The organism is Xanthomonas sp. A1809 (assembly GCF_017746015.1).
GTDB lineage: Bacteria > Pseudomonadota > Gammaproteobacteria > Xanthomonadales > Xanthomonadaceae > Xanthomonas > Xanthomonas euvesicatoria.
Genome location: NZ_JAGHWZ010000005.1, coordinates 756,489 through 771,544 on the forward strand (window position 1 = coordinate 756,489; position 15,056 = coordinate 771,544).

A 15,056-nucleotide genomic window follows, 5' to 3' on the forward strand; every position below is an offset into this window, starting at 1 on the left:
GGCGCGGCCAGCGCCGGCTGCGGCATACCCCCACGTGGATGCTGCAGTTGCCGCTTGCGTGCAACTGTTTGCTCCATCCGGGCGCGCTCCAGGCACGTGCCGGCACCATGCTGAGGCGTGGCTGTCGCAGCTCCGGGAGGGCCATCAAACCGTCCCGGACCGATGCGTACAATCGCCGGATGAAAACACGTTCCCTCTCTGCATTCGTTGTTGCAACGGCAATGGCCGCCACAATCCACCCAAGCACCGCCCTGGCCTGGGGCCCGCAAGGCCACCGCCTGGTGGCGCGCATCGCCGAAACCGAGCTTAGCCCGCAGGCACGCACGCAAGTGGCGCAATTGCTGGCCGGCGAGCCGGACCCGACCCTGCACGGCGTGGCCACCTGGGCCGATGAGCTGCGCGAGCACGACCCTGACCTGGGCAAGCGCTCCGGGCCGTGGCACTACGTCAACCTGGGCGAACACGACTGCACGTACTCGCCACCGCGCGACTGCCCGGACGGCAACTGCGTGATCGCTGCGCTCGACCAGCAAGCCGCCCTGCTCGCAGATCGCACCCAGCCGTTGGACGTACGCCGCCAGGCCTTGAAGTTCGTGGTGCATTTCGTCGGCGACATCCATCAGCCCATGCACGCCGGCTATGCGCACGACAAGGGCGGTAACGACTTCCAGCTGCAGATCGACGGCAAGGGCAGCAACCTGCATGCGCTGTGGGACAGCGGCATGCTCAACGACCGCCATCTGAGCGACGATGCGTACCTGCAACGCTTGCTGGCATTGCCGGCCGCCACTGCCGGGTCTGCGGCGCTGCCGCCGCCGGCTGCGGCATGGGCGCAGGCTTCGTGCAAGATCGCCATCACGCGGGGCGTCTACCCGAGCGCGCACGTGTTGCCCGCCACCTACATCGCCACCTATCGCCCGATCGCCGAAACCCAGCTGCGCATCGCGGGTGACCGGCTTGCCGCCATCCTCAACGCGGCGCTGGCCGGCCCCTGACGTGGAGACGCCGATGCAGCCCCAGGTGCTTGCCTTCTTTCATGCCGACAGCAACACCTTCACCTACGTGGTCGCCGATGCGGCCACCGGTGCGGCGGCAGTGATCGACCCGGCGCTGGACTACGCGGCCGATAGCGGCAGCGTCGGCAGCCAGGCGGCGCAGGCCATCCTTGCGGCCATCGAGCAACACGGATGGCAGGTGCAATGGCTGCTGGAAACTCACGCGCATGCCGATCACCTGTCTGCAGCGCAGTGGCTGAAGCAGCATTGGCCGCAGGCGCGTATCGGTATCGGCGAGGGTATTTGCCAAGTGCAACGCACCCTTGCCGCGCAGTACGCATTGCCGGCCGACTTCCGCGCCGATGGCTCGCAATTCGATCATCTGTTTGCCGACGACGAGCGCTTCAAGCTTGGCGATATCGAAGCACGCGTCATCGCGGTGCCCGGCCACACCAGCGACAGCATTGCGTATCTGATCGGCGATGCGTTGTTTCCTGGCGACTCGTTGTTCATGCCGGATGCGGGCACGGCGCGTTGCGATTTTCCCGGCGGCGATGCACGCCAGCTGTTTGCCTCGATCCAGCGCCTGTATGCGCTGCCGGAAAGCACCCGCGTGTTCGTCTGCCACGACTATGGCCCGGGCGGGCGCGCGGTGGCGCATCAGACCAGTATCGGCGCGCAGCGGCGCAGCAATATCCATGTGCGCGACGGCGTGGATGTAGAGACCTTCGTGGCGCAGCGGCAGGCGCGCGATGCCACCTTGCCAGAGCCCAAGTTGATCCGCCCGGCCCTGCAAACCAATCTTCAGGCCGGGCGTTGCGCCGGAGTGGTCCTGTAGCGCGTGCAGGCTCGCCACGCGGTACGCATCGCGTAGCCGCTATGATCGGGGCCCTGTCCTGGTGAGGAGCCTTCGATGCGCATGATCGGTTTCTGGCAGCGCGCGTTGTGCGTGCTGATGCTGGCGTTGCCCCTGCTGGCGAGTGCGCAGACCGCACCGGTGACGGTGTTTGCGGCCGCGAGCCTGAAAGAATCGATGGACGAAGCTGCGGCCGCGTACGAAAAAGCCACCGGCACGCCGGTGCGCGTGTCGTATGCAGCGAGTTCTGCGCTTGCACGCCAGATCGAACAGGGCGCGCCGGCGGACGTGTTCTTTTCGGCCGACCTGGAGTGGATGGACTATCTACAGCAGCGTGGGCTGGTGCTGCCGGCGCAGCGGCACAACCTGCTCGGCAACACACTGGTATTGATCGCGCCGGCGAACAGCAAGCTGCACGTTGACCTGCGCACCCCCGGCGCCATTGCCAAGGCGCTTGGGCAGGGCGGACGCCTGGCCGTAGGCCAGACCGCCAGTGTGCCGGCCGGCAAGTACGCAGCCGCCGCGCTGCGCAAGCTCGGCCAATGGGACAGCGTCGGCAACCGGCTTGCCGAATCGGAAAGCGTGCGTGCGGCTTTGATGCTGGTCTCGCGTGGCGAAGCGCCGCTGGGCATCGTGTATGGCTCGGACGCGCGCGCCGATGCCAAGGTGCGCGTCATCGCCACCTTCCCCGACGACAGCCATGACCCCATCGTGTATCCGGTTGCTGCATTGAAAAACAGCAATAACCCCGCCACCGCCGCATTCGTCAGCTGGCTGGGAAGCAAGCCGGCCAAGGCGATCTTTGCGCGCCGTGGTTTCTCGCTGAAGGATTGAGGCACACCGTTTGTCGATGTTCACCCCGGAAGAGCTGACCGCGATCGGCTTGAGTCTCAAGGTTGCGATCGTGGCAGCGCTCGCCAGCCTGCCGCCGGGCATTGCTTGCGGCTGGCTGCTGGCGCGGCGCCGCTTCCCCGGCAAGGCCCTGCTGGACGCGCTGCTGCATCTGCCCCTGGTGATGCCGCCAGTGATCACCGGCTATGCGCTGCTGGTGGTGTTGGGCACACAGGGGCCGGTGGGCAGCTGGTTGCTGGAACATCTCGGTATCCAGTTCGCCTTCCGCTGGACCGGCGCGGCGTTGGCGTGCGCGGTCATGGGATTTCCGCTGATGGTGCGCGCGATCCGTCTATCCATCGAAGCCACCGATCGTCGCCTGGAAGCGGCCGCCGCCACGCTGGGGGCCGGGCCGTGGCGGGTGTTCTTCAGCATCACCTTGCCGCTGGCCTGGCCGGGCCTGGTCGCCGGCATGGTGCTCGCGTTCGCCAAGGCGCTTGGCGAGTTCGGCGCCACCATCACCTTCGTGTCCAATATCCCTGGCGAAACGCAGACCTTGTCGTCGGCCATCTACGGGCTGATGCAGGTCCCGGGGATGGAATCGGGCATCTGGCGGCTGGCCGGCGTGGCGCTGGCGATCTCGCTGGCGGCGCTGCTGCTGTCCGAATGGCTGGTGCGCCGGCCGCATCCGCGCGAGGACGCGTGATGCTGGATATCGACCTGCAGCTGCAGCGCGGCGCCTTCGAACGCCGCATCCGCATCCACGACGATGCGCGTGTCGTGGCGCTGGTGGGGCCCTCCGGCGCGGGCAAGACCACGGTGCTCAATGCAATTGCCGGCTTGGTGCGTCCGCAGGCCGGGCATATCCGCATCGATGGGCGCTGCCTGTACGACGCCGGGCAAGGCATCGACCTGCCGACGCATCAGCGCCGGATTGGTTATGTGTTCCAGGATGCGCGGCTGTTTCCGCATCTGGATGTGCGGCGCAACCTGCGCTACGGCCGGCATGCGCGCGGCAAGGCACCGTTCGGCTTCGACGATGTGGTGGCCTTGCTCGGCATCGCACCGCTGCTGCAACGCCGGCCGCGCAACCTCTCTGGCGGCGAAGCGCAGCGCGTGGCGATTGGCCGCGCGTTGTTGGCGCAACCGGCGATTCTGCTATTCGACGAACCGCTGTCGGCCCTGGATCAGGCGCGCCGCGAAGAATTGATTCCCTACCTGCAGCGCGTGCGCGACGAGATTCGCCTGCCAATGCTCTACGTCAGCCACAACCCCGATGAAGTGCAGCGCATTGCCGACAGCGTGCATGTGCTGGATTGAAGGCGGTGTGGGCGGTGATAGGGCGTTAGCGGTTGACGCGTTATGAGAGGGCGCCGCGTTGTTGGTGACTGGACATGCTGCGCAACGGCTGCAGCAGCTATCGGACCACCTTCCCGGTCCGCACGCTCACCTTGCCTTGCCGCACCTCGAAGGTGAACGCGAACGACAACGTCACCGGTACCGGCTCGATCTGGGCGGCGCCAGTGCAATCGTCTGGCACTGACGGTTGCGCAGCGCCTGATGGATACGTGCACATCGCCGCCGGAACAAACTGCCATCGCAGCGCGGCGGCGCGCACCGCTTGCATGAGATCGGCGTTGTCCGGCAGCAGCCCGGCGGCGCATTCGTCGCGGTCGGACATTGGATCCACGCGCTGCACCGTGCCCTCTGCGCTCAGAATGAGATGCGCGCAGACGGTGGTGGGCGCCAGGCTCTGGCGTGGCGAATCGGGGGGCAGCACCGGGGCGTCGCTGCGCGCCGCGCGTGGCATGCGAAAGCGTTGCGTTGGTGCCAGCGTATAGGATTGGACGCCCGCAGCGCCGCCGCCGTCCGGCTGTGGAGGCAGCATGCGTTGATCCACCGAATCCTCGCGCTTGCTGCGTTGCTGCTCGGCCAGTTGGCGCGTGGCGCAACTACTCATGGCCAGCATCAGGGCGAGGCTACCGATCAGGCAGCGGTTCATTGCAACGCCCCGCGTGAGGCGCATCCCGCAGGTGCGCAGCTGGCCACACGTTCGGACCGGTCGGCAGCGTGTGGGCCTGCAGCAGCTTCGGTACCGGAATGGATATCTGCAACTGCCGATGCCGCATCTGGTGGATCCAGTTCGAATTTCACCGGCACGCGCACCTCGGACGCGACCGCCTTGCCATCCTCCAGCGCAGGTGTGAAGCGCCAGTGGCGTGCTGCGTCGAGCACGGTCTGATCGAACACGCCTGCCGGCGTGCTGCGCACGATGGCGATATGGTCGGGTGTGCCAGTCGGGCTCACTGCGATCTGCAGTTCGACAAATCCCGCCAGGCCTGCAGCGACGGCGTCAGGCGGATACCTGGGCGGCTGCATGGTGCCAAAATCCAGCGTATTGCCAGGCACACGCATGCCATGCAATCGCGCAGGCTGGAATGCCCAGCAGGCGCCACTGACCATCACCGCTAGTGCCACCACCACGCGCAGGTTCCATCGCGCGCGGGGCGCCTCCACCGCAGGCTTCAGCAAGGCTGCCACGCGTTGGGTAAGCGCATGCGGCGCATTCCAACGGCAGGCCGTCGGCGTCCAGCTGGCACCACAGTGGGTCTTGAGCATCGCGGTGGCGTAACTGCGGCGCTTGCCCGGATAGCGCGTCAGCACCTCTGCGTCGCACGCCAGTTCCTGATCCAGCCGGAACGCGCGCCATGCCAGATGCATCAACGGATTCCACCAGCCGATGCACAGCAACAGCGCGGCCAGCAGATTGGCATACAGATCACCGCGCCGCAGATGCAGGCGCTCATGCGTCAGGATCAAGGTGCGTTCGGCGGCGCTGTAGCGCGTATCGAAATCCATCGGCAGCACGATGCGTGGGCGCCAGAATCCCAACGATACCGGCAGGCCTACATCGTGCGTTGCCGCCCATACTTCGCCCTTGAGCGCATGCAACGCGCCCAAGCTGCGTACGAATCGCCGCTGTCGCCACCAGAGCGCTACGGTCATCGCGACCGCACCGGCCAGCCAGGTGGCCATCAAGGTCCCCGCCCATGCGTGATCGCCCTCCTGCAGGTTGAGCGGCATCGCGACCATCGCCGGCATCTTCGGCAACGCTGACGCGAGCGGCGGCCCTGGTATTGCAGCTGCCAATACGGCAAGTGGCACGGCGAGCCAGATCGCATACGCCGCTGTTGCGCCCAGCCAGCCACGCAGTGCGCGCCGCAGCACCAGACAGGCCACCAATGCGGCACTGCTATACAAGGTGACGCGCAACAGCAATGGCAGCTCAAGGTGCATCGTCCAACTCCTTGAGCAGACGCTTCAATTCTGCGATGTCCGAGGCACTGAGTTGCCCGCGTTCGCTGAAGTGCGCCACCAGCGGTGCAACGCGCCCGCCGAACAGCCGCTGCAGCAATCCTTCGCTCTGCTGCTGCACCCACTGTTCGCGCGCCAGCAGCGGCGCGTAGTGATACCTGCGGCCGTGTTTTTCTGCCGCAACGGCGCCCTTGGTGAGCAGCCGATTCAGCAAGGTCTTGATGGTGGGCTCGGCCCAGCCGGTGTGCGCCAACGCGGCGATCACTTCTTCTGCGGTGCGCGGCGCACCATCCCAGAGCACTTGCATCACCACCGCTTCGGCGTCGCTGATCGGCATGCGATTACATCCGTAATTTTTATCGATTACGCGCGTAAACAGCTTGCTTGTCAAGCAGTGATCGAACGGGCTCCCGACGCCTGCCCGCATTGATGGCGGCCAAGCATGGCGCACGAGTATCGGGATGCAGGCAGCACGCGACCGGCTCGGCTACTCTGCGTGGATGACCGAGCACCTCACCGACCTGAGCGCCGCCGTGGAGCGGATCCTGCAACGCATCGACGGCCCGCTGCGCGTGGGCGCGCCGCTGGGCATCGGCAAGCCGCACCGTCTGTTGAACGCGCTCTACGCACAGCTCAAGGACACGCCGTCGCGGCCACTGGCGATTTACACGGCGCTCTCGCTCAATCCCCCCAGGCCGGGTACCGGACTCCAGGCGCGCTTTGCCGCACCGTTCATCGCGCGCCACTTTGGCGAGGATTTCCCTCGCCTTGCCTATGTCGACGCCATGCTGCGCGATGCCTTGCCCGCGCATGTGCAGGTGGAAGAGTTCTACATGCAATCCGGCGGGCTCTTGCATTCCACCCAGGCCCAGGCCGACTACACGAGCCTCAACTACACGCATGCCGCTGCAGCGGTGGCGCAACGCGCGCCCAACCTGATCGTGCAGAAAGTGGCGCGCGAACCGGGCAGCACGCGGCTGTCGTTGTCGTGCAACAACGACATCACCCAGGACACGCTGGACGCGGTGCAGGCACTCGGCTTGCCGCGCCCGATGCTGGTGGCGGAAGTCGATCCGCTGTTGCCGTGGATGGGAGGCACCGCAGCGGTAGATGCCGCATTCTTCGATCTGATCATCGATTTGCCAGGCCCGTTCCCGCAGCTGTTCGGCTTGCCGCGGCAAGCGGTGAGAAGCGTCGACTACGCCATCGGCTTGTATGCCAGTGCCCTGGTGCGCGATGGCGGCACCTTGCAGATTGGCATCGGCACGCTGGCCGATGCACTGAGCCATGCACTGGTGCTGCGGCATACCGATAACGCGACCTATCGCCGTGTGCTGCATGCGCTGGATCCGGCACTGGAACACCACCCGGCCGTGCAGGCCAGCGGCGGCCTGGAGCCGTTTGCCGTCGGCTTGTACGGTTGCAGCGAGATGCTCAACGAAGGCTTCAAGCAATTGGTGGACAGCGGCGTGATCCGTCGCAAGGTGCACGACGATCTGCCGCTGATGCAGCGCATTGCCGATGGCAGCGCCGACATAGCCGATCACGCACGTCTTGCCGCCGAAGGCGAGTTCCTGCATGGCGCGTTCTATCTCGGCTCGCCCGCGTTCTATCAATGGCTGCGCGATCTGGATGCCCCGACACGCGCGGCGATCGGCATGCGCCGCATCAGCGAGATCAATCAGCTCTACGGCGGCAACGAGACGCTAAACCGCTTGAAACGCAAGGATGCACGCTTCTTCAACTCCTGCATGATGGCGACCGCGCTGGGCGCGGCAGTCTCCGACGGGCTGGAAGATGGCCGCATCGTGTCCGGGGTCGGCGGGCAGTACAACTTCGTGGCGATGGCGCATGCACTGCCGCAGGCACGTAGCGCCTTGATGCTGCGCGCCACCCGCGAGGCTGGCGCACACACCGCCAGCAACCTGCGCTGGAACTACGGGCACACCACCATTCCACGCCATCTGCGCGACCTCTACATCACCGAATACGGCATCGCCGATCTACGCCACAAGACCGACCAGGACTGCGTGCTGGAAATGGCCGCCATCTGCGATGCCCGCTTCCAGGGTGAATTGCTTGCCCAGGCGGAACGGTCGCGCAAGTTGCGTACAGCGCCGGCACTGCCGGTACGCGCGCAGCGCAACACACCACGGGTACTGGAACAGGCACTGGCGCCATTTCAGCGCGACGGCAGCCTGCCCGATTACCCGCTCGGCAGCGACTTCACGAAGATCGAACAGCGTCTGCTGCCCGCATTGGGCTGGCTCAAGGGGGCAACTGCCAGCACTGGCGGAAAGATCGCCACGGTGACCCGCGCACTGCTCACGCGCCAAGCGCCCGGTGCCGATGATGTTGCCTGCCTGCAACGCATGGCACTGGATGCGCCAAACAGCCTTGGTGATCGCCTGCAGGCGCGGCTGCTGACCCATGCCTTGCGACAGACCGCCGCGCCATGAAGAAACAGTGCCGCGATTTGCCACCGGCTCGAACGCACCGCGGCAAGCACTGACGCATCACGGACACACAGCGGAAAGATATGCGTCAAACTGGGCCGTGATGATGGCGACCTCGTCGCTTTCCGGCTGTGCTGCATGCATCTTTTTCGCGTGTTTACTGCTGTCACGTCAGGGTTCGATCGCAAAACGAAGTTGGTGCGCCCAAAGCGAAGCAAGACGCAGCGCACCGCCATCTTCGCCGTGCTGTTGCTGAGCAGTCTTGTCGCGCAAGCCGCACCGCGCCTGACCGACCTGCAGTACATCGGCAGCCACAACAGCTACCACGCCGGCTTTGCGCCCAGCGAAGCGGCGTTATTGAAGCAACTGGACCCGACACTGTTTGCCGCGCTGGATTACCGCCATCCCGCCTTGACGCAGCAACTTGACGATGGCGTGCGCCAACTTGAACTGGACGTCTTCGCCGATGCACAGGGCGGGCGCTACGCACATCCGGCCATCGTTGCGCAGATCGCCAAGGCCGGTCTGCCGACCGCACCGGCAAGCGCGCCCACCGGAGTGATGGACAGGCCCGGCTTCAAGGTCATGCATGTGCAGGATCTGGACCAGCGCAGCAACTGCCAACCGTTGATTGCCTGCCTGCAGGAAATCCGCACCTGGTCGAAGCAGCACCCGGGCCACGTGCCCATCTTCATCCTGCTCGAAACCAAGCAGGCGCCGATCCAGTTGACGTTTCCCACCGTACAACCCGAACCCTTCGATGCAAAGGCGATGGATGCACTGGATGCCGAACTGCGTTCGGTCTTCCAGCCCGGTGAATACATCAGCCCCGATCAGGTGCGGGGCCGCGCGCCTACGCTCAACGCAGGCGTGCTCGCGCATGGCTGGCCGTCGTTGGCCCAGGCGCGCGGCAAGGTGGTATTTCTGCTCGACCAACGCGTTGCCGGTGCCAGCTATCTGCCCGGCCACCCATCGCTGCGTGGCCGGGTGTGTTTCACCAATGCGGTGCCAGGCGAAGACGATGCGGCCTTCGTCGAACGCAACGACGGCCCTGCCGATGACATCAAAAAGCTGGTCAAGGCGGGCTATCTGGTACGTACACGCACCGATGCGGATTTGAAGGAAGCCCAGCACAACGACACCGCCCGGCGCGACGCCATGCTGGCCAGCGGCGCGCAATTGCTCAGTACCGACTTCCCGATCAACGAGCCGGCCGATAACGGCTACGTAGTGCGCTTCGATGGCGGCGCGGTGGCGCGTTGCAATCCGCAGCGACCGGACCCGGGTTGCGACGGCATCGACCTGCACCACTGAGGGCAGCAACGCGCACAAGCGGCCCTACGCATCAGCCCTGTCGCAATGGAAGCGTCGGCGATCCATGGCCGTGCCCGCTGCCCGGGCGCGAGCCTCCCCTCCCCATCACGCGAGCATCAAGATGCAGTTTTCCCGCCCCCTCCATCGCTTGACCTGCGCCATTGCCGCGGCGCTTTGCGCGCCATCGCTGGCGTGCGCTGCAGAGATGACCACCACCACGTTGGACTCGGTCAACGTGCAAGCCACCCAGGCCGCGGCGCCGGGCTCGCTCAGCGAACAGCGCCTGTCCAATAGCGTCAACAGCGTGATGAGCAAGCAGCAGATCGATGCGATTCCCTCCGGCGGCATTGCCGATGTGGTAGCGCACATGCCGGGATTATCGGCCTACAGCGACATGCATCTTGGCCAGGCCACCACCGGCGAGAACGCCTACGTCAGCATCCGCGGCATGGACGCCAGCTATAACGCATACACGCTCAACGGCTTTGGCATGCCGGAAACCGACTCCTCGACGCGCGCCATTTCCTTGAACATGCTGGCGCCATTCGGCATCCAGTCGGTGCAGGTCTCCAAATCGCCGACGCCCGACATGCCCGGCGATTCGATCGGCGGCGCGATCGATATGCGCACCCCCAATGCATTTGATTTCGACCAAGACCTCTATGCCAAGAGCACCGCGCAAGGTCAGTTCAACGCACTAGCCCACCACCTGGGTGGCAAGGACAGCGGCGGCACGTTCCAGCAGGAGCTGGCTTGGAAGTTCGGGGAAGGCGATGCGTTCGGCATCTACGCATCGGCCTATTACGGCAAGAACAACAACATGGCGCAGGCCCCTGCACCCAACAGCAAATACGTGCCCGCCGACCCTGCGCTCGCCGCCGCCACCGATTTGCGCGATGTCGGCCCGCTGATCAGCACCCGCTACAAGTACAGCCTCTACGCCAGCCAGATCGAACGCTATGGCGGCAACCTGTCGCTGGATTGGCAGGGCGACACCAGCGCGCTGTATGCACGTGCCATCTACGGCAGTTACGGCGTCACCGGCACGCAGGACCAGTCCAGTGCGCGCCTGGAGACCTATCGCAACCAGCCCACGGCGGTGCGCGGCGGGTACTTCAACACCCACGATATCGACGAGACGCTGGCCACGGTGCAACTGGGCGGGCAGACCACGCTCGACCGGCTGCACCTGGACTACGGCACCTCGTTCGGCCGCGGCACGCGCAGCCGGCCGGATTATGTGTCGGCCAGTCTGTATGGGTTCACCCCGGGCAGCTTCGCCTTCGACCTCAGCGACCCCACCTACCCGAGCATCGGCCCAAGCTCGCCGGCGTTGAAGGACTTCTTCTACAACCTGGATTCTTCGCTGTTGTGGAAGGTGCAGGGCCACGACGCCGGCAGCCACGATAACCGCTTCAACGCGCATACCGACATTGCGTACCAGGTCGATGGCGCTGTGCTGGACAGCGTCAAACTTGGCCTGTCGGCCGATCACTCCGAGCGCGACGCCTATGACCACCCGTTCTTCCACAAGGATGGCAACTTCGTCACCAACGGCCCGTACTTTGGCGGCCCCAATTACGCGTTTCCCACCGCCGGCGGCCCGCCGCTGAGCGCGATTCCCGGCCGCATCACGTACAACGCATTCGATGGTCACTATGCAGGGCCGTTCAAGCTGCTCGATCGCGGCTGGATGCGCGCGCAGGCGCTGCCTTACAAGTACATCGACGACCCGAACGGCGCAGGCATCTATACCGCCAACGACTACAACGCCAACACCACCTCCAGCACCGAAGCGATCTATTCGGGCTATGCGATGGCCGCGCTGCATCTTGGCAAGGTGAGCATACTGCCCGGCGTGCGTTACGAACTGACCCAGTATTCGGCCGACTCCTGGCAATCCAGCGGCGATGGCAGCACCGGCAGTTTCGTCGGCAGCGGCAGTACCTACGGCAAGGTCTTGCCAGGCATCAGCGTCAACTATCGGCCGGACGATCTCACCGTATATCGCGCGTCGTTGCGCCGCAGTTTCAGTCGCCCGGCATTCGGACTGATTTCCGGCGAGACGGTGTATTCGATCGACGACACCCAAAAAGTGGTCGGCATCTCCAAGCCCAACCCCAACCTGCAGGCGAGCACCGCCGACAACGCCGACCTGTCTGCCGAGTTCTACGATCATCAGGGCGGCGTGCTCAGCGCCTCGACGTACTACAAGCGCATCAATGGGTTCATCTATACCTCGCAATCGGCCACCAACAACGACAGCACCCTGGGCGGCCTGGTGCCAACCGGCACCACCTTCGAAAATGGCGTGCCGGTGACCATGCCGCAAAATGGCGGCACCGCAAAGCTCTATGGGCTGGAGTTGGCGGCGAGCAAGCGCCTGCAACAGTTGCCCGGCCTCTGGAGCAACTTCGGCGTCACCGCCAACCTTACGCTGCAGCACAGCCAGGCAGATAGCAAACGCAGCGACCAGCCGGAAAAGACCTGGCTGCCGCGCGCACCGGAACGCATCTACAACCTGGATCTGTTCTACGACGACACGCACCTGCGCACGGACCTGAGCTACAACTACACCGGCCTGCAACTGCTGGGGCTCACCACCGACCGTCTCAATTACTACCTGCAGCCGGTGAAGTCGCTGGATTTCAATGCGACCTATCACTTGCCGCACCATATCGATGTCGGCGTGTCGGCAAAGAACCTGCTCAATGCCGCCACGTTCTACGAAACGCAGGGCAAGTCCAAGCGCTACATGGCCTACGATCCCGGCGCCGACGGTGCCTATGTGCAAACCGGACGTACCTACATGCTGACCTTGGGCTACACGTACTGATCCATAGGCCGGCACGCTGCAGCGGTGATCTTTCAACGGAAAGTACGCCGCTGCGGCGATTGCCACCTGCTATCCAGCGGCTGTCGCAGTGCCATTGCTGGATCCGCGATTGCGCAGCCGCATCATCGCGCCGCGGTATCGGTATCGGTATCGGTATCGGCAGTGAGGCTCCGTCACAACGGTGTGCTGCGTCAGTCGATTGCGCAGCGCGCAATGTCCACCGCAATGCCGCATCGCACCGCTTGCCCAGTCAGTACCGGTGCAGCGATTTCACGCAGAAAACGCAGGCGGCTGCGGCAAGGTGCGCGCATGCCTCTTTCGGACCTGCACATGCCACCACGCCCCTACGCTCGCGCCTGCTTGCTTGCCCTTGCATTGGGTACTTCCTTGTCTGCGCTGGCGCAGGCGCAACAGCCCGCGCCTGCCGCTGCGCCTGCATCGGCCGCAGCTCCCGCGGCCAAGGTTGTTCCTACCGGTGCGCGCTCGGACCTGCACGCGCAGGTGTTGCTGGATCGCGCGCATTTTTCGCCGGGCCAGATCGACGGCGAGCGCGGTTCCAATCAAAAGCGCGCAGTGTCAGGGTTCCAGGCCGCCCACAACATCAAGGCCACAGGCGAGCTGGATGACGCGACCTGGCAAGCCCTGCAGGCCGACACCACACCGGCCCTGGTGCAGTACACGCTTACCGACGCCGATGTCGCCGGCCCGTTCCAACCCATTCCCAAAGGGCCTGCCGAGCAGGCCAAGCTGACTGCGCTTGGCTATGCCTCCGTCGACGAAGCGCTGGGCGAACGTTTCCACGCAGACCCCGCGCTGCTGGCCCAACTCAACCCTGGCGTGGATCTGAGCAAGGCCGGCAGCGTGATTCAGGTACCCAACATCGACGGGGTGCCGCCCCTGGCCAAGCCAGCCAAGCTAGTGGTGGATAAGTCCGATTCGACGCTGCGGCTATTGGACGCCGACGGCAAGGTCTATGCGCAATTCCCGGTGTCTTCCGGCAGCAAGCACGACCCGTTGCCCATCGGCCGTTGGAAAATTCTCGGCATCTCGCGCGACCCGGTGTTCAAGTACAACCCCAAACTGTTCTGGGACGCGAAAAAGGGCGATCAGAAGGCCACCTTGCCAGCGGGCCCAAACAATCCGGTCGGCCGTGTCTGGATCGATCTGTCCAAACCGCATTACGGCTTGCATGGCACGCCCGAGCCCGGCCATGTCGGCAAGACCGAATCGCATGGCTGTGTGCGTCTGACCAACTGGGACGTGGTCAACCTCGCCAGCGTGGTGGGCCCGTCGGTGCCGGTGGTGATGCAGGAATAGACATGAAACTGCTGTTGACCTTGGTGGTGGGCGTCGTGCTGGGCGCGGCCGGCTATTGGTGGCTGGAACGCACCGCGCCGGAAGCGAAAGTAGAACCGTCATCCAGCGCTGCACCCATCGCAACAGATCGCAGCTCAGCGAGTGCTGCGCCGATGGCAGCCCCTGCAGCGGCCGCCACGGCGGCACCGATGGCTGCCTCAGCACCACTGTCCGATCCCGCGCCCGCCGGCATGCCTGCCGCAACAACGCCAGCGCAGCCGCCTGCCGCTGCGGCACCGGGCAGCGACTTGCTGATTCCGGTACAGGGCATCGGCGCCAGCCAGTTGCAGGACACCTTCACCGATGCGCGCAGCGAAGGCCGCGTGCACGATGCCATCGACATCCTCGCTCCTACCGGCACACCGGTTGTGGCAGTTGCCGACGGCACGGTGGAGAAACTGTTCACCAGCGAGCGTGGGGGCCTGACGATTTACCAGTTCGAGCCTGGCGGCAAATACTGCTATTACTATGCGCACCTGGAGCGCTACGCCGACGGCCTGGCGGAGAAACAATCGATCAAGCGAGGCCAGGTCATCGGCTATGTCGGCAGCACTGGCAACGCCAATCCTGCCGCACCGCATCTGCACTTCGAGATCCATCGGTTGGGGCCGGAAAAACAATGGTGGAAGGGCGAGGCGCTCAATCCCTATCCGGTGTTGCACGGGGACCAGCCCCTGCAGTGAGATGGTCGCCCAAGTGTGTCTCGCTACGGCCTGCGTTTTTCGCATAGCGCCGCCATCTGCCGCAACGCCTGCGCGCCTTCATCGACTGGTTGGCAGAGGTCATGGCACCGTATCTGCAGCCGCTTTTGCAATAAGCAGCAGGTACATCGGCGCAGCGCGCTACGCCGATCGGCAGTCATGCACAGCGAACCCCTTGCATTGCGGACTTCGCAGCGCACGTGTGGCGCTGATGTCTAGTGCATCGCATGCATGTTGACTCGATGACGCGACACGCTGCCTCACGACAATCGAGGTCTCGATGCACCGCGCGCCCTGATCGCGCAATCAGCGCGGCTGACAGAGGCCCTGTTCGGCAGTGCAATTCCCTGCAATCTGCTGAAACTCGGAACACCAAAAAGCACAAGCATCTTTCGC

General features: G+C 64.8%; 13 protein-coding genes. 10 read left to right on the forward strand and 3 right to left on the reverse strand.

Features of this window, described 5'->3' with window-relative positions; all coding sequences use genetic code 11:
- The first annotated feature begins 221 nt into the window (after positions 1-221).
- The 5 genes from J7396_RS09520 to modC all read left to right on the forward strand — a co-directional run bounded on the left by J7396_RS09520 (position 222) and on the right by modC (position 4,002).
- Positions 222-995, forward strand: a complete 774-nt coding sequence (locus J7396_RS09520; protein ID WP_209261421.1) for a S1/P1 nuclease — start codon at positions 222-224, stop codon at positions 993-995.
- Between the two features lie 13 nt (positions 996-1,008).
- A complete protein-coding gene (locus J7396_RS09525) occupies positions 1,009-1,833 on the forward strand; it encodes an MBL fold metallo-hydrolase (protein WP_071118027.1) in 825 nt (274 codons plus the stop codon).
- A 75-nt stretch (positions 1,834-1,908) separates the two neighbouring features.
- Complete coding sequence (gene modA, locus J7396_RS09530; RefSeq protein ID WP_209261356.1) at positions 1,909-2,685, forward strand: molybdate ABC transporter substrate-binding protein; 777 nt, start codon at positions 1,909-1,911, stop codon at positions 2,683-2,685.
- A 16-nt stretch (positions 2,686-2,701) separates the two neighbouring features.
- Complete coding sequence (gene modB, locus J7396_RS09535) at positions 2,702-3,388, forward strand: molybdate ABC transporter permease subunit (protein ID WP_008575885.1); 687 nt, start codon at positions 2,702-2,704, stop codon at positions 3,386-3,388.
- On the forward strand, positions 3,388-4,002 hold the full coding sequence (gene modC / locus J7396_RS09540) for a molybdenum ABC transporter ATP-binding protein (protein ID WP_057681677.1): 615 nt from the start codon (positions 3,388-3,390) through the stop codon (positions 4,000-4,002). The genes modB and modC overlap by 1 nt, the downstream gene beginning before the upstream one ends.
- Positions 4,003-4,099: 97 nt before the next feature.
- On the opposite strand, the gene J7396_RS09545 is transcribed toward modC, so the two are convergent.
- Genes J7396_RS09545 through J7396_RS09555 form a run of 3 tightly spaced genes read right to left on the reverse strand, consistent with a single transcriptional unit; the run spans position 4,100 to position 6,334 of the window.
- Entirely contained in the window at positions 4,100-4,684 is a 585-nt protein-coding gene (locus tag J7396_RS09545) for a hypothetical protein (RefSeq protein WP_209261357.1), read from the reverse strand.
- Positions 4,681-5,979: a TonB family protein gene (locus J7396_RS09550; RefSeq protein WP_209261358.1), complete on the reverse strand. Its 1,299-nt coding sequence runs from the start codon at positions 5,977-5,979 to the stop codon at positions 4,681-4,683. Before J7396_RS09550 ends, J7396_RS09545 begins: the two co-directional genes overlap by 4 nt.
- Positions 5,969-6,334 (reverse strand): BlaI/MecI/CopY family transcriptional regulator, encoded by a 366-nt coding sequence (locus tag J7396_RS09555; RefSeq protein ID WP_008575878.1) that lies wholly within the window; start codon positions 6,332-6,334, stop codon positions 5,969-5,971. The genes J7396_RS09550 and J7396_RS09555 overlap by 11 nt, the downstream gene beginning before the upstream one ends.
- A gap of 163 nt (positions 6,335-6,497) precedes the next feature.
- Between J7396_RS09555 and J7396_RS09560 the strand changes: the two genes are divergently transcribed.
- The 5 genes from J7396_RS09560 to J7396_RS09580 all read left to right on the forward strand — a co-directional run bounded on the left by J7396_RS09560 (position 6,498) and on the right by J7396_RS09580 (position 14,642).
- Positions 6,498-8,456, forward strand: a complete 1,959-nt coding sequence (locus J7396_RS09560; protein WP_209261359.1) for an acetyl-CoA hydrolase/transferase C-terminal domain-containing protein — start codon at positions 6,498-6,500, stop codon at positions 8,454-8,456.
- Between the two features lie 135 nt (positions 8,457-8,591).
- The gene (locus J7396_RS09565) at positions 8,592-9,767 is read left to right on the forward strand and encodes a phosphatidylinositol-specific phospholipase C1-like protein (protein WP_033479018.1); all 1,176 of its coding nucleotides are present in this window, start codon (positions 8,592-8,594) and stop codon (positions 9,765-9,767) included.
- A 121-nt stretch (positions 9,768-9,888) separates the two neighbouring features.
- Positions 9,889-12,603 (forward strand): TonB-dependent receptor, encoded by a 2,715-nt coding sequence (locus tag J7396_RS09570; protein ID WP_209261360.1) that lies wholly within the window; start codon positions 9,889-9,891, stop codon positions 12,601-12,603.
- A gap of 387 nt (positions 12,604-12,990) precedes the next feature.
- Positions 12,991-13,920: a L,D-transpeptidase gene (locus J7396_RS09575; protein WP_029820174.1), complete on the forward strand. Its 930-nt coding sequence runs from the start codon at positions 12,991-12,993 to the stop codon at positions 13,918-13,920.
- Between the two features lie 2 nt (positions 13,921-13,922).
- Complete coding sequence (locus tag J7396_RS09580) at positions 13,923-14,642, forward strand: M23 family metallopeptidase (protein WP_209261361.1); 720 nt, start codon at positions 13,923-13,925, stop codon at positions 14,640-14,642.
- The last annotated feature ends 414 nt before the right edge of the window (positions 14,643-15,056 follow it).

Coding starts and splice junctions, on each gene's coding strand:
- J7396_RS09520 (WP_209261421.1), top strand. CDS start 222: ATGGCCGCCACAATCCACCCAAGCACCGCCCTGGCCTGGGGCCCGCAA.
- J7396_RS09525 (WP_071118027.1), top strand. CDS start 1,009: ATGCAGCCCCAGGTGCTTGCCTTCTTTCATGCCGACAGCAACACCTTC.
- modA (WP_209261356.1), top strand. CDS start 1,909: ATGCGCATGATCGGTTTCTGGCAGCGCGCGTTGTGCGTGCTGATGCTG.
- modB (WP_008575885.1), top strand. CDS start 2,702: ATGTTCACCCCGGAAGAGCTGACCGCGATCGGCTTGAGTCTCAAGGTT.
- modC (WP_057681677.1), top strand. CDS start 3,388: ATGCTGGATATCGACCTGCAGCTGCAGCGCGGCGCCTTCGAACGCCGC.
- J7396_RS09545 (WP_209261357.1), bottom strand. CDS start 4,684: ATGAACCGCTGCCTGATCGGTAGCCTCGCCCTGATGCTGGCCATGAGT.
- J7396_RS09550 (WP_209261358.1), bottom strand. CDS start 5,979: ATGCACCTTGAGCTGCCATTGCTGTTGCGCGTCACCTTGTATAGCAGT.
- J7396_RS09555 (WP_008575878.1), bottom strand. CDS start 6,334: ATGCCGATCAGCGACGCCGAAGCGGTGGTGATGCAAGTGCTCTGGGAT.
- J7396_RS09560 (WP_209261359.1), top strand. CDS start 6,498: ATGACCGAGCACCTCACCGACCTGAGCGCCGCCGTGGAGCGGATCCTG.
- J7396_RS09565 (WP_033479018.1), top strand. CDS start 8,592: ATGCATCTTTTTCGCGTGTTTACTGCTGTCACGTCAGGGTTCGATCGC.
- J7396_RS09570 (WP_209261360.1), top strand. CDS start 9,889: ATGCAGTTTTCCCGCCCCCTCCATCGCTTGACCTGCGCCATTGCCGCG.
- J7396_RS09580 (WP_209261361.1), top strand. CDS start 13,923: ATGAAACTGCTGTTGACCTTGGTGGTGGGCGTCGTGCTGGGCGCGGCC.